Annotated in this window: 13 protein-coding genes and 1 pseudogene; 12 read left to right on the top strand and 2 right to left on the bottom strand. The window is 63.3% G+C overall.

The features are described from left to right. Window positions 1–25 precede the first annotated feature (25 nt). From E1809_RS04250 to E1809_RS04195, 12 genes are all read left to right on the top strand, one after another. On the top strand, window positions 26–742 hold the full coding sequence (locus tag E1809_RS04250; RefSeq protein ID WP_133202992.1) for an HAD hydrolase-like protein: 717 nt from the start codon (window positions 26–28) through the stop codon (window positions 740–742). Then, the gene (locus E1809_RS04245; RefSeq protein WP_133202991.1) at window positions 729–1,397 is read left to right on the top strand and encodes a lysophospholipid acyltransferase family protein; all 669 of its coding nucleotides are present in this window, start codon (window positions 729–731) and stop codon (window positions 1,395–1,397) included. The genes E1809_RS04250 and E1809_RS04245 overlap by 14 nt, the downstream gene beginning before the upstream one ends. Before the next feature lie 135 nt (window positions 1,398–1,532). Next, complete coding sequence (gene uvrC, locus E1809_RS04240) at window positions 1,533–3,575, top strand: excinuclease ABC subunit UvrC (RefSeq protein ID WP_133202990.1); 2,043 nt, start codon at window positions 1,533–1,535, stop codon at window positions 3,573–3,575. Window positions 3,576–3,645: 70 nt separating this feature from the next. Beyond that, window positions 3,646–4,569 (top strand): RNase adapter RapZ, encoded by a 924-nt coding sequence (gene rapZ / locus E1809_RS04235; protein WP_133202989.1) that lies wholly within the window; start codon window positions 3,646–3,648, stop codon window positions 4,567–4,569. Next, on the top strand, window positions 4,569–5,585 hold the full coding sequence (locus E1809_RS04230) for a gluconeogenesis factor YvcK family protein (RefSeq protein WP_133202988.1): 1,017 nt from the start codon (window positions 4,569–4,571) through the stop codon (window positions 5,583–5,585). Before rapZ ends, E1809_RS04230 begins: the two co-directional genes overlap by 1 nt. Window positions 5,586–5,594: 9 nt before the next feature. Further along, the gene (whiA, locus tag E1809_RS04225; RefSeq protein WP_133202987.1) at window positions 5,595–6,575 is read left to right on the top strand and encodes a DNA-binding protein WhiA; all 981 of its coding nucleotides are present in this window, start codon (window positions 5,595–5,597) and stop codon (window positions 6,573–6,575) included. A gap of 109 nt (window positions 6,576–6,684) precedes the next feature. Further along, on the top strand, window positions 6,685–7,308 hold the full coding sequence (locus E1809_RS04220; RefSeq protein ID WP_133202986.1) for a superoxide dismutase: 624 nt from the start codon (window positions 6,685–6,687) through the stop codon (window positions 7,306–7,308). 296 nt (window positions 7,309–7,604) lie between these two features. After that, entirely contained in the window at window positions 7,605–8,615 is a 1,011-nt protein-coding gene (gap, locus tag E1809_RS04215) for a type I glyceraldehyde-3-phosphate dehydrogenase (RefSeq protein WP_133202985.1), read from the top strand. A 9-nt stretch (window positions 8,616–8,624) separates the two neighbouring features. After that, window positions 8,625–9,851 (top strand): phosphoglycerate kinase, encoded by a 1,227-nt coding sequence (locus tag E1809_RS04210; RefSeq protein ID WP_133202984.1) that lies wholly within the window; start codon window positions 8,625–8,627, stop codon window positions 9,849–9,851. An 84-nt stretch (window positions 9,852–9,935) separates the two neighbouring features. Next, on the top strand, window positions 9,936–10,751 hold the full coding sequence (tpiA, locus tag E1809_RS04205) for a triose-phosphate isomerase (protein ID WP_133202983.1): 816 nt from the start codon (window positions 9,936–9,938) through the stop codon (window positions 10,749–10,751). 44 nt (window positions 10,752–10,795) lie between these two features. Next, entirely contained in the window at window positions 10,796–11,053 is a 258-nt protein-coding gene (gene secG, locus E1809_RS04200; RefSeq protein WP_133202982.1) for a preprotein translocase subunit SecG, read from the top strand. A gap of 128 nt (window positions 11,054–11,181) precedes the next feature. Then, the gene (locus tag E1809_RS04195) at window positions 11,182–11,577 is read left to right on the top strand and encodes an RNA polymerase-binding protein RbpA (RefSeq protein ID WP_133202981.1); all 396 of its coding nucleotides are present in this window, start codon (window positions 11,182–11,184) and stop codon (window positions 11,575–11,577) included. Here the strand turns inward: E1809_RS04195 and pgl are convergent. Both pgl and E1809_RS04185 read right to left on the bottom strand, forming a co-directional pair. Further along, entirely contained in the window at window positions 11,530–12,348 is an 819-nt protein-coding gene (pgl, locus tag E1809_RS04190) for a 6-phosphogluconolactonase (RefSeq protein ID WP_133202980.1), read from the bottom strand. The genes E1809_RS04195 and pgl overlap by 48 nt on opposite strands. Before the next feature lie 8 nt (window positions 12,349–12,356). After that, window positions 12,357–12,467, bottom strand: a pseudogene (locus E1809_RS04185) (glucose-6-phosphate dehydrogenase assembly protein OpcA); the annotation flags it as partial.

Raw genomic sequence — 12,467 nt, 5'->3', positions numbered from 1 at the left:
CCTCAACTCGTGAGAAACTAACCCGGTGACTCAAACAATGGTGCCCGTAATCTTCGATCTGGACGGCACCCTTGTCGATCCTGCAGGCGGAATAACCGGCGGAATCGCCGCTGCGCTGGGTGAAGTTGGCCTTCCAATCCCCGAACAATCGGTGCTGGATTCCATGGTGGGCCCCAAGCTCAGCGATTCCCTCGAGCACATTGCCGGGGTTCCCGCCGCGAAGGTCGACGAGGTTATCGACATCTATCGCAGCTACTACCGTTCCGTGGGCATCGGGCAAAGCCGGCTCTACCCCGGCATCGATGAACTGCTGGAGTTTTTTGCGCTCTCGCGCCGCCCCGTCGCGGTGGCCACGCAAAAGCCGCAGGGCTTGGCGCGCATCGTTCTTGAGCATCACGGGATCGCCGAGTATTTCGTCTCCATTTGCGGCGCCTCGGACGATGAATCCATGGCGGCCAATACGGCTCCCGGAAAAGTGGAAATCGTGGGTGCGGCGCTTGCCACCCTGAAGTGCCAGCCGGCCGTGATGGTGGGAGACAGGCACCAGGATGTTGCCGGTGCCATGGCCAACGGACTTGACTGCATCGGCGTCACTTGGGGATTTGCGCCCGACGGCGAACTTCAGATGGCAGGGGCCGTCGCGGTGGTGGATACCACGGCGCAGCTGCTGAAGAAGATCGAGGAACTTGACGCTGTCCGCGCGGCGGCACTGAGTGAGGTGCAGAACGATGGAAGCCTTTGATGTCATCCGTTGGACTACGCGAGGACTGATTTCCGGTACGTGCCGGCCCACCGTCGTCGGGCTCGAAAATGTTCCCAAGAACGGCCCGTTCATCGTAGCCCCGAACCATTTGTCGTTCCTCGACAGCGTTATCGTCCAGGCGCTGATGCCTCGACCCGTAGCCTTCTTCGCCAAAGCCGAGTACTTCACCACCAAGGGCTTCAAAGGCCAGGCCATGAAGGCCTTCTTCCAAGCCGTAGGCTCCATCCCGGTTGAACGTGGTGAACAGGCGGCAAGCGTCCAAGCGCTCAAGACACTCCTCGACATCCTCGAGAACAACAGGGGCATTGGCATCTATCCCGAGGGGACCCGTTCACGCGACGGTCTGCTCTATCGCGGCCGCACCGGTGTCGGCTGGTTGGCGTTGACTACCGGCGCGCCCGTCATTCCCGTGGGACTGATAGGAACGGACCAATTGCAGCCGGTAGACCGCAATACCGTCCGTCCGCAGCACTTCATCATGAAGGTGGGGGAGCCGTTGTACTTCGAGAAGACCGGTCCGGACCACTCGCTGCCGGCCCGACGCGAAGTGACGGACAAGATCATGGATGCCATCGCAGCATTGAGCGGCCAAGAGCGCTCGACGAGCTACAACCAAAGCAAGTCCGCGGAATAGCAGGCTTTCGGGCGACGCGCGCGCAGTTTTGGCTGGCTTTCGGGCGACGCGCGCGCAGTTTTCGCGTCAATCTGGCGTTCGGCAGCTGTCCCGGGGCGTGCAATGGCAGCAGGCTCGGCTTATTAGACTTGATCTGTGGCAGATCCAGCGAGCTATCGACCCCAAACGGGAGAAATCCCCACGACCCCCGGCGTCTACCGATTCCGGGATCCGCACGGCCGTGTCATCTACGTCGGCAAGGCGAAGAACCTGCGTTCCCGGCTGAACTCATACTTCGCCAACCCGGCGGGCCTGTTGCCGAAGACCCATGCCATGGTGCATGCGGCAAGCAGCGTCGAGTGGACTGTCGTGGGAAGCGAGCTTGAGTCCCTGCAGCTTGAATACACCTGGATCAAGGAATTCAGCCCTCGGTTCAACGTCGTGTTCCGTGACGACAAGACGTATCCCTACCTCGCTGTCACCATGGGGGAGAAGCTTCCCCGCGTCCAGGTCCTGCGCGGAGAACGCCGCAAGGGGACCCGCTATTTCGGTCCGTACACAGCCGGCGCCATCCGCGAAACCATGGACACCTTGTTGCGCGTCTTTCCGGTGCGAAGCTGCAGCGCCGGCGTACTCAAGCGCGCCCAGGCAAGCGGCCGCCCGTGCCTGCTGGGCTACATCGACAAGTGTTCCGCCCCGTGCGTCGGCCGTGTCACCCCCGAGGAGCACCGCGCGCTTGCCGAGGATTTCTGTTCTTTCATGGGCGGTGAAGCGGGCAAGTTCATCAGGCGGCTCGAGAAGGACATGGCAGCAGCCGTGGCCGAGCTCGACTATGAACAAGCGGCCCGGCTCCGCGACGACATCGCAGCATTGCGCAAGGTGTTCGAGCGCAACGCGGTTGTCCTTTCCGAAGACACCGACGCCGATGTGTTCGCCTTGCACGACGACGACCTCGAAGCATCCGTGCAGGTCTTCCACGTCCGGGGCGGACGCGTCCGGGGCCAGCGCGGCTGGGTGGTAGAGAAAGTCGAGGATGCCACCACTCCGGAGCTCATCGAGCATCTCCTCCTGCAGGTTTACGGCGAGGACAGCGAAAACCAAGGCCGGATCCCGCGCGAAGTCCTGGTCCCGGAGACACCGAGCAACCACGACGAACTGGTCGAATGGCTCGGCGGCCTCCGCGGAGCCAAGGTTGACATCAGGGTTCCGCAGCGGGGCGACAAAGCCGCCCTCATGTCCACGGTCCGCGAGAACGCAGAACAGGCGCTCAAGCTGCACAAGGTCCGCAGGGCCGGCGATATTACGGTGCGTTCCCAAGCCCTCCAAGAGCTCCAGGAGGCGCTCGAGCTTCCCGTGCCGCTCCTGAGGATCGAATGTTTCGACATCTCGCACGTCCAGGGAACTAACGTCGTCGCATCGATGGTGGTTGTGGAGGACGGGCTCCCCAAGAAGTCCGATTACCGCAAGTTCTCAATCACCGGCGCCGCCGCGACGGATGACACCGCGGCGATGCACGACGTCCTGACACGACGGTTCAAGCATTACTTGCAGGACAAATCGGCACAGCCTCCCACGTCCGGCGAAGTGCCAAACCCGGCCGGGCCGCCGTCGTCCGCTACCGCAGACGGGACCGCAGACCGGACCGCAGGCGTGTCCGCCGAGGGCTCCGCGGACGCGGCTGTTCCAAGCAAGGCGAAGTTCGCCTATCCGCCCAACCTCGTCGTCGTTGACGGCGGTCAGCCGCAGGTCAACGCGGCGGCCCGCGCGCTGTCGGAGCTGGGGATTGACGACGTCTACGTCGTCGGCCTGGCCAAGCGGCTTGAGGAAGTCTGGCTTCCCGACAGCGACTTCCCGGTGATCCTGCCGCGCACGTCGCAAGGGCTCTACTTGCTGCAGCGGATCCGTGACGAAGCCCACCGTTTTGCCATTACGTTCCACCGGCAAAAGCGCGGCAAGGCCATGACGGTTTCGGCGCTCGACGGCGTCCCCGGTCTGGGCGAAGCCAAGCGGAAGGCGCTCGTGGCCCACTTCGGTTCCTTCAAGAAAATCAAGGCAGCCACCGCGAGCGAGCTTACCGCCGCCAAGGGGATCGGGCCCGCTTTGGCGCAAGCCGTCGTCAGCCATCTCGCGGCGGCCGGCGCCCCCGGAGAAGCCGCCCCTGCCGTGAACATGACCACCGGCGAAATCCTCGAATATTAGCTAGGGTAAGTAACGGGCCGCTGCCACAGGCGGCCCGGCTTATGGACTATCTCAGGAACGGGGACACTCGATGTCAGAGTCAGTGGCAGCAGCCGGCGCGGAGCAGGACGGCCTTACCCCCGTCAAGCCTGTCGAAGCGGAACTGCTGGTGGTCACTGGCATGTCCGGTGCAGGCCGCAGCACGGCGTCGGACGCGTTGGAGGACCACGGCTGGTACGTCGTCGAGAACCTTCCGCCGCAAATGCTCGGTACCCTCGCGGACATCGTCTCCCACGCGCCGCAGTCTATCCCCAAGCTGGCCGTCGTCGTCGACGTCCGCAGCAAGGGTTTGTTCACGGACATCAGGACGGCGCTCGGCGCGCTCAGTGCGAGCGGCATCACCTTCCGCCTGCTATTCCTCGACGCGAGCGACAACGTCCTGGTCCGCCGCTTCGAGCAAGGCCGCCGCCCCCACCCGCTCCAAGGCGGAGGGCGCATCCTCGACGGCATCGCCGCCGAGCGGGACGTCCTGAAGGAACTGCGGGAATCGGCCGACGTCGTCCTGGACACGAGCACGTACAACGTCCACGGCCTCGCCACAGCCATTACTGAGCTGTTCACCGATACCGGTCCTGTCGCGGTGCGCTTGAACGTCATGAGCTTCGGCTTCAAGTACGGCCTTCCCGTCGACGCCAACTTCGTGGCGGACGCGCGCTTCATTCCCAATCCGCACTGGGTTCCCAAACTCAGGCCGCACACGGGACTCGATGCCGACGTCAGCGATTACGTCCTGAACGCTGACGGCGTCAAGGAATTCGTGGACCGTTATGTCCTCGCGCTTGAGCCGGTGCTCGAAGGATACCGGACCGAAAACAAGCACTATGCAACGATCGCCGTGGGCTGCACAGGCGGGAAGCACCGCTCGGTCGCGGTCGCCGTCGAACTCTCCAAACGCCTCGCGCAATATCCGCGGGTGACGGTCACAACGAGCCACCGCGATCTGGGACGCGAGTAATGGGCGTTCTGACCGGCCCCCTTCCGCTTGTTCCGCCGAAGGGGACTCCGGGCAGCCAGCCGGCAAAAGGCCCTACCGTCGCTGCGCTTGGCGGCGGGCACGGACTGTCCGCATCCTTGTCCGCGTTGCGGTTGTTGACCTCCGAACTCACCGCGATCGTCACGGTAGCGGACGACGGCGGCTCTTCCGGGCGCCTGCGCGAGGAGTACGGGGTCCTGCCGCCCGGCGATCTCCGGATGGCGCTCAGCGCGCTCTGTGACGACACCGACTGGGGACGTACTTGGCGCGATGTCATGCAGCACCGCTTCAAGACTCCGAGCGGCCGCCACGGTTCACTCGACGACCACGCGATGGGCAACCTCCTGATCGTCACCCTCTGGGAACTGCTTGGCGACGCCGTTGCCGGGCTCAAATGGGCCGGTGCCCTCCTGGGTGCGCGTGGCCAGGTCTTGCCGATGTCCACCCAGCCCTTGAACATCGAAGGCGATGTCCGGGTGCCCTTGCCCACGGGAGGCTACGAATTCCAGAAGGTCACCGGCCAGGCCAAGTGCGCCGTCGCGGGGTCCCTCGAAAACGTCCGGCTGTTTCCGGAAGATGCCCGGGCGTGCATCGAAGCGCTGACGGCCATCGAGCTTGCGGACTGGATCATTCTCGGGCCGGGTTCGTGGTATACCTCGGTCTTGCCGCACCTGCTGCTCCCGGAAATGCGCCAGGCCCTCTGCAACACGCCGGCAAAGCGCTGCCTCACGATGAACCTCGCCATGGACACGAAGGAAACCTCCGGCATGTCCGCGGCGGACCATTTGGACGCTCTTCGCTCGTACGCTCCGGAGTTCAGCGTGGACGTGGTCCTCGCCGACCCTTCCTCGATTTCGGACCTGAACGAGTTCGAACGCGCCGCCGGGATGATCGGTGCGGAGGTGGTCTTGGGTAAAGTGGGGGCGTCGAGCCGCCGTCCAGTCCATGACCCGCTGCGCCTGGCATCGGCGTATCACGATATTTTCGGGAATAGTTAGGAACACGCGATGGCACTGACCGCATCGGTCAAGGAAGAACTTTCCCGTCTGGATATCAAAAAGTCGTCCGTCCGCAAGGCCGAGGTCTCGGCCATGTTGCGTTTTGCCGGTGGACTCCACATCATTTCGGGCCGCATCGTCATCGAGGCCGAGGTGGACCTCGCCTCGACCGCCCGGCGCCTGCGCGCCGCGATTGCCGAAGTGTACGGGCACCAGAGCGAGATCATCGTCGTTTCCGGCGGCGGCCTGCGCCGCGGGAGCCGCTACGTCGTCCGGGTAGTGCGCGACGGCGAAGCCCTCGCCCGCCAGACGGGGCTGCTGGACGGCCGGGGACGGCCGGTACGCGGCCTGCCGTCCGCCGTCGTCAACGGCTCGGCCTCGGACGCCGAAGCCGTGTGGCGCGGCGCTTTCCTCGCGCACGGTTCGCTGACGGAGCCCGGGCGCTCCTCATCGCTTGAGGTCACTTGTCCCGGCCCGGAGTCCGCCCTCGCCTTGGTGGGCGCCGCCCGCCGTCTCGGCATCCAGGCAAAAGCGCGCGAGGTGCGCGGCGTGGACCGCGTAGTGATCCGCGACGGCGACACCATCGCTGCGTTGCTGACGCGCATGGGCGCCCATGACGCCCTCATGGTTTGGGAAGAGCGCCGGATGCGCAAGGAGGTCCGTGCCACGGCCAACCGCCTCGCGAACTTCGACGACGCCAACCTGCGCCGTTCCGCGCAGGCAGCAGTCGCCGCGGGAGCACGCGTTGACCGCGCCCTGGAGATCCTGGGAGACGACGTGCCGGACCACCTGAAGTACGCAGGGGAGCTCAGGGTGGCGCACAAGCAGGCGAGCCTGGACGAGCTGGGCCGCCTCGCCGATCCGCCCATGACGAAGGACGCCATCGCGGGCCGGATCCGCCGCTTGCTTGCAATGGCCGACAAACGTGCGGGCGATCTCGGCATCCCCGGCACTGAGGCGAATGTGACTCCTGAAATGATGGACGAGTAGGGCACCCGCCCTAGAATCGTCATGGCTAGGTTTCCGGCCGGTTTGCCCGGTCGGATGAAGAAAACGAGAGTTACCAACCGGACCCAGGTCCACTACATTGGAGGATTTCGTGACAGAGTACGTACTGCCCGAGCTCGGCTATGACTACGCAGCGCTCGAGCCGCACATTTCGGCGAAGATCATGGAGCTGCACCACAGCAAGCACCACGCCGCCTACGTCGCCGGTGCCAACAACGCCCTGGCACAGCTTGCCGACGCGCGCGACAAAGGCGATTTCGCCAACGTCAACCGTCTTTCCAAGGACCTCGCGTTCCACACCGGTGGCCACATCAACCACTCCGTGTTCTGGAACAACATCTCCCCGGACGGCGGCGACAAGCCCGAGGGTGAGCTGGCAGCGGCGATCGACGACGCTTTCGGTTCCTTCGACGCTTTCCGCGCCCACTTCTCCGCTGCGGCCCTCGGCTTGCAGGGTTCGGGCTGGGCTTTCCTGGCTTACGAGCCCATCGGTGGCAACCTCGTCATCGAGCAGCTCTACGATCAGCAGGGCAACGTAGCAGTCGGCACCACCCCGTTGCTGATGCTGGACATGTGGGAGCACGCCTTCTACCTGGACTACGTGAACGTCAAGGCTGACTACGTCAAGGCGTTCTGGAACATTGCCAACTGGGCCGACGTCGCCAAACGCTTCGAAGCAGCCCGCGCAAACGCTACTGGACTGGTCGTTCTTTAGTCCTTGAGCGATTTTGCCGCCTGTTTCCGGTGAGTGATGTGCGCTACATACCTGTGTAACAAACTTCACATTCAGGTTAATTTCGCCCAAATACCGGATTGTCTGCCCCCGCAGTTGCGGGGGCAGACGTAGTTAAACGTAAGATGGGTCACGGAAGGCGGTTAGCCTTCAGCAATGTGGCTGGTCGCCCTCCGATCTGATAATCACTTCTGCCCAATGACGTGCGGGAATTGTTAGTTGGAATCAAGATCCGACTCACTAGGTGTGCTTGCAAGAGCACCAAGGAGACTGAAAAAGTGACCACCCGTATTGGTATCAACGGCTTTGGCCGCATCGGCCGCAACTACTTCCGCGCAGCACTCGCCCAGGGAGCGGACCTCGAAATTGTTGCGGTCAACGACCTCACGAGTCCCGAGACCCTTGCCCACCTGCTGAAGTACGACTCCGTCGGCGGCCGCCTGGCCCAGGACGTTGAAGTCAAGGAAGGCAACATCGTTGTCGACGGCAGCATCATCAAGGTCCTGGCCGAGCGTGACCCTGCAAACCTCCCGTGGGCGGAACTGGGCGTCGACATCGTCATCGAATCCACCGGCTTCTTCACCAAGGCAGCTGCCGCGAAGAAGCACATCGAATCCGGTGCCAAGAAGGTCCTGATCTCCGCTCCCGCCTCGGACGAAGACATCACCATCGTCATGGGCGTCAACCACGAGGCGTACGACCCCGACACGCACCACATCATCTCCAACGCTTCCTGCACCACCAACTGCCTCGGTCCGCTGGCCAAGGTCGTCAACGACGCCTTCGGCATCGAGCGTGGCCTCATGACCACGGTGCACGCGTACACCGCCGACCAGAACCTGCAGGACGGACCCCACGGCGACCTCCGCCGTGCCCGCGCCGCCGCCATCAACATGGTTCCGACCTCCACCGGTGCCGCCAAAGCAATCGGCCTCGTCCTTCCGGAGCTCAAGGGCAAGCTGGACGGCTACGCCATCCGCGTTCCGGTCCCCACCGGTTCCGCCACTGACCTCACCGTGACGGTTTCCCGTGAGGTCACCGTTGCCGAAGTCAACGCAGCGCTCAAGGCTGCTTCGGAGTCCGAGCAGTTCAAGGGCATCCTCAGCTACACCGACGCCCCGATCGTGTCCTCGGACATCGTCGGCGACGCTTCCTCTTCGATCTTCGACTCCGGATTGACCAAGGTCATTGGCAACCAGGTCAAGGTTGTGTCCTGGTATGACAACGAATGGGGCTACTCCAACCGCCTCGTCGACCTCACGGAGCTTGTCGCATCCAAGCTGGGCTAGGGTAGACACATGACTTCTCACACCCTCAACGAACTGATCGCTGAAGGTGTCCGCGGGCGGTACATTCTCGTCAGAAGTGACCTGAATGTGCCGCTCGACGGCTCTACAGTGACCGACGACGGCCGCATCAAGGCCTCGCTTCCGGTCATCGAAAAGCTCTCGGACGCCGGTGCCCGCGTGCTCGTCACCGCCCACCTCGGACGCCCCAAGGGCGCCACGGATCCCAAGTACTCCCTCAAGCCCGCCGCGGCCCGCCTGGCAGAGCTCGCACCCTTCAAGGTGCAGCTCGCGGAGGACACTGTTGGCGAGTCTGCCAAGGATCTGGCCGCATCCCTTGACGACGGCGACGTCCTCATTCTCGAAAACGTGCGCTTCGATGCCCGCGAGACCAGCAAGGACGACGCCGAGCGCGGCGCCTTCGCGGATGAGCTTGTAGCGCTCACCGGCGAAAACGGTGCGTTCGTGGATGACGCCTTCGGTGCCGTCCACCGCAAGCACGCCAGCGTCTACGACGTCGCGACCCGCCTTCCTTCCTTCCAAGGTGACCTCGTGCACACCGAGGTAGAGGTACTGCGCAAGCTGACCACCGAAACCCAGCGTCCGTACGTCGTGGTCCTCGGCGGGTCCAAGGTTTCGGACAAGCTTGCCGTGATCGACAACCTCCTTGGCAAGGCGGACACCATCCTCGTTGGTGGCGGGATGCTCTTCACGTTCCTCGCAGCCGCCGGCCACAAGGTAGCAGGCAGCCTGCTCGAAGCGGACCAGATTCCGGTGGTGCAGGACTACCTCAAGCGCGCCGAGAGCGTCGGTACCACTTTCGTCATCCCCACGGACGTCGTGGTCGCCAGCCGCTTCGCCGCTGACGCCGAGCACGAAGTTGCCAGCGCCGACTCCATCGAGGACAGCTCGTTCGGAGCGACGGGCATTGGCCTGGACATCGGACCGTCCTCCGCAGCCGCCTTCGCCGAGCAGATCAAGGGCGCCCAGACGGTGTTCTGGAACGGTCCCATGGGAGTCTTTGAATTCGAAGCCTTCTCGAGCGGCACCCGTGCTATCGCCCAGGCTTTGACCGAAGCATCCGCGTTCACCGTAGTCGGGGGCGGGGATTCGGCCGCGGCCGTCAGGACCCTTGGCTTCAATGACGCCCAGTTCGGCCACATTTCCACCGGCGGCGGGGCCAGCCTGGAATACCTTGAGGGCAAGGATCTTCCTGGTCTGAGCGTTTTGGACCGCTAACGCATTACGGCCGGTGGGACGCACCCCTTTGTTGAGGGGTGCGTCCCACCGGTTTCCTTCTCAACGCAAACCTTTGGAGCACACGTGACAACTTCTGCCAACGGAAATTTCGTCCGCAAACCCTTCATTGCCGGCAACTGGAAGATGAACATGGACCACGTCCAGGGCATCACCCTTTTGCAGAAGCTTGCCTGGACCCTGTCCGACGCCAAGCACGACTACAGCCGGGTTGAGGTTGCGGTTTTCCCGCCGTTTACCGACCTCCGCGGCGTGCAGACCCTGGTCCAGGGCGACGAATTGGAAGTTGTCTACGGTGGCCAGGATCTTTCGCAGTTCGACTCGGGAGCGTACACCGGGGACATTTCGGGCCAGTTCCTGAACAAGCTGGGCTGTGCATACGTTTTGGTCGGCCACAGCGAACGCCGGACCATCCACAACGAGGGCGACGAAGTCCTCAACGCCAAGGTCAAGGCTGCCTTCCGTCATGAGGTCACCCCCGTCCTCTGCGTCGGTGAAGGACTTGAGATCCGCCAAGCCGGAACACACGTCGAACACACCCTGGCCCAGCTGCGCGCCGGGGTTGAAGGACTGACGGCTGAACAGGCAGCAGAACTTGTCATCGCCTACGAGCCCGTTTGGGCCATCGGCACGGGCGAAGTGGCGGGTCCGGAAGACGCTCAGGAGATGTGTGCAGCCATCCGTGCGGAACTCGTTTCCTTGTTCGATGACGCCGTCGCTGCCAAGACCCGCCTTCTCTACGGTGGCTCGGTGAAGGCAAACAATGCTGCCGCCATCATGGCCGAGGCCGACGTCGATGGACTCCTGGTGGGAGGCGCGAGCTTGGATCCCGCTGAATTTGCTAACATTGTGAGGTTCGAGAGCCACATCAATGCGGCCTAGCCCGCTTCGGGTTCCGCTCCGTTTCCATACTCTGAAAGGCCGTCGTGGACGTTCTCCAAGTCATTCTGCAGATTCTGCTGGGTATCACCAGCCTTCTGCTGACGCTGCTCATTCTCCTGCACAAGGGGCGTGGCGGCGGTTTGTCCGACATGTTCGGCGGCGGCATGACCTCAGGTCTTAGTTCCTCCGGCGTTGCCGAGCGGAACCTCAACCGCTTCACGATCGTCCTGGGCTGCACCTGGGGTGTCGTAATCATCGGACTTGGCCTCATCATGCGCTTCACTTCAGGCGGAAACTCTTAAAAGTCCTGTTGGCCGCCTTCCGGAGACGGAATCGGCCGATATGCAAGACTGCCGTCGTTCACATCCCCACACTAAACTGTCCTTCATGGCGTTCCGCGCCACGAAGCCGACTCTCAAGGGGATCGACGATGGTTCACGGTACTTCTGGATTCCGAGGCACACGGGCCGGCGTAACGGCTGGTTCAGAGCCTAGAAACCAATCCGACTCTGTAGTTGGCGATAGCTTGCCGCGTATTCGTGTTCCCTATTGGTGCGCCAAGGGACACGAGACGCGGCTTGTTTTCGTTAAGCTGCCGGAGGACCAGATTCCGCTCCGGTGGGACTGTCCAAAATGTGGATTGGTCGCTGCGCGCGAGCAAGGCCAAGCGAACTTCGAACGGGCGGATGAAGAGATCTTCAAAAGCCACCTGGATTACGTTAAAGAAAGACGCTCCAGCCAGGACGCTGAAATCGTCTTGGCTGGAGCGCTTGAGCGGCTACGCGCCCGCAGGATCCTTCCGGATGAGCTGCTGGGGGACGCGTGAGGCTGCATTCTCGTCAATGAGCCACAGTGTCCGTGAACGGCCCGCAGGGCCGGACGCAGGTACCTGGACCGGGTTGGCGCCGGCAAGGGCGAGCCCCACGGCACCGGCCTTGTCTTCGCCGGCCACGACCATCCAGATCTCCTGGGCGGAGTTGATGGCCGGCAGCGTCAGTGAAATCCTCGAGGGTGGCGGCTTCGGCGAGTTTTCTACTCCAACTACCGTCCGATCCTTGACCCGGATACCCGCTTGCTCCGGGAAAAGGGAAGCGATGTGCGCGTCCGGGCCAACCCCGAGCAGCAAGATATCGAACCGGGGGAGTTCCCCAGCCTCTTCCGGCCGATTGTCCGAAGTGTCCGCGGCATGCTCGGCCTCCGCAGCCGCCTTGAGGCGGGCTGCGTAGTCGGCTGCGGCGTCCTCAGCCGTCGCAAACTCGTCCGCAGAACCGGGCTCATGCACGCGATCCTGGTCCACCGGCAGCGCGGAAAGCAGCGCTTCACGGGCTTGCACGGTGTTCCGATCGGAGCTGTCTTTCTCCACGAAGCGCTCGTCACCCCACCAGAAGTTCACGCGGGACCAATCAACGGCGGGTGCCGCGGGTGATTCGGCAACCGCTTTGAGGGTGCCGATACCGACGGTTCCTCCGGTGAGGACCACAGTTGCTTCACCGTGCTTGTCCTGGACGTCCACCAGCTTGGTGATCAGCCGGGCCGCGATTGCGGCCATCAGGACAGCGGAGTTGGGATGGATGCTTACTCTGGGGTCAGCGCTCACTGGGACAGTCACTCCTTGCTATTCGTTCGGGGCAGTCCCATAGTAATCACTTCTCCGAATACGTCGTCGGGGTCGAGGCGGCGGAGTTCTTCGGCGAGGCAGTCTTTGAGGCTGCGGCG

Source organism: Arthrobacter terricola (assembly GCF_004354015.1).
Classification (GTDB): Bacteria; Actinomycetota; Actinomycetes; order Actinomycetales; family Micrococcaceae; genus Arthrobacter; species Arthrobacter terricola.
This window is presented reverse-complemented; position numbering and strand designations above follow the sequence as displayed.

Excerpts from the sequence above, each read along its gene's own strand:
- E1809_RS04245 (WP_133202991.1), top strand. The coding sequence starts at position 729 with ATGGAAGCCTTTGATGTCATCCGTTGGACTACGCGAGGACTGATTTCC.
- rapZ (WP_133202989.1), top strand. The coding sequence starts at position 3,646 with ATGTCAGAGTCAGTGGCAGCAGCCGGCGCGGAGCAGGACGGCCTTACC.
- E1809_RS04230 (WP_133202988.1), top strand. The coding sequence starts at position 4,569 with ATGGGCGTTCTGACCGGCCCCCTTCCGCTTGTTCCGCCGAAGGGGACT.
- whiA (WP_133202987.1), top strand. The coding sequence starts at position 5,595 with ATGGCACTGACCGCATCGGTCAAGGAAGAACTTTCCCGTCTGGATATC.
- E1809_RS04210 (WP_133202984.1), top strand. The coding sequence starts at position 8,625 with ATGACTTCTCACACCCTCAACGAACTGATCGCTGAAGGTGTCCGCGGG.
- E1809_RS04195 (WP_133202981.1), top strand. The coding sequence starts at position 11,182 with ATGGTTCACGGTACTTCTGGATTCCGAGGCACACGGGCCGGCGTAACG.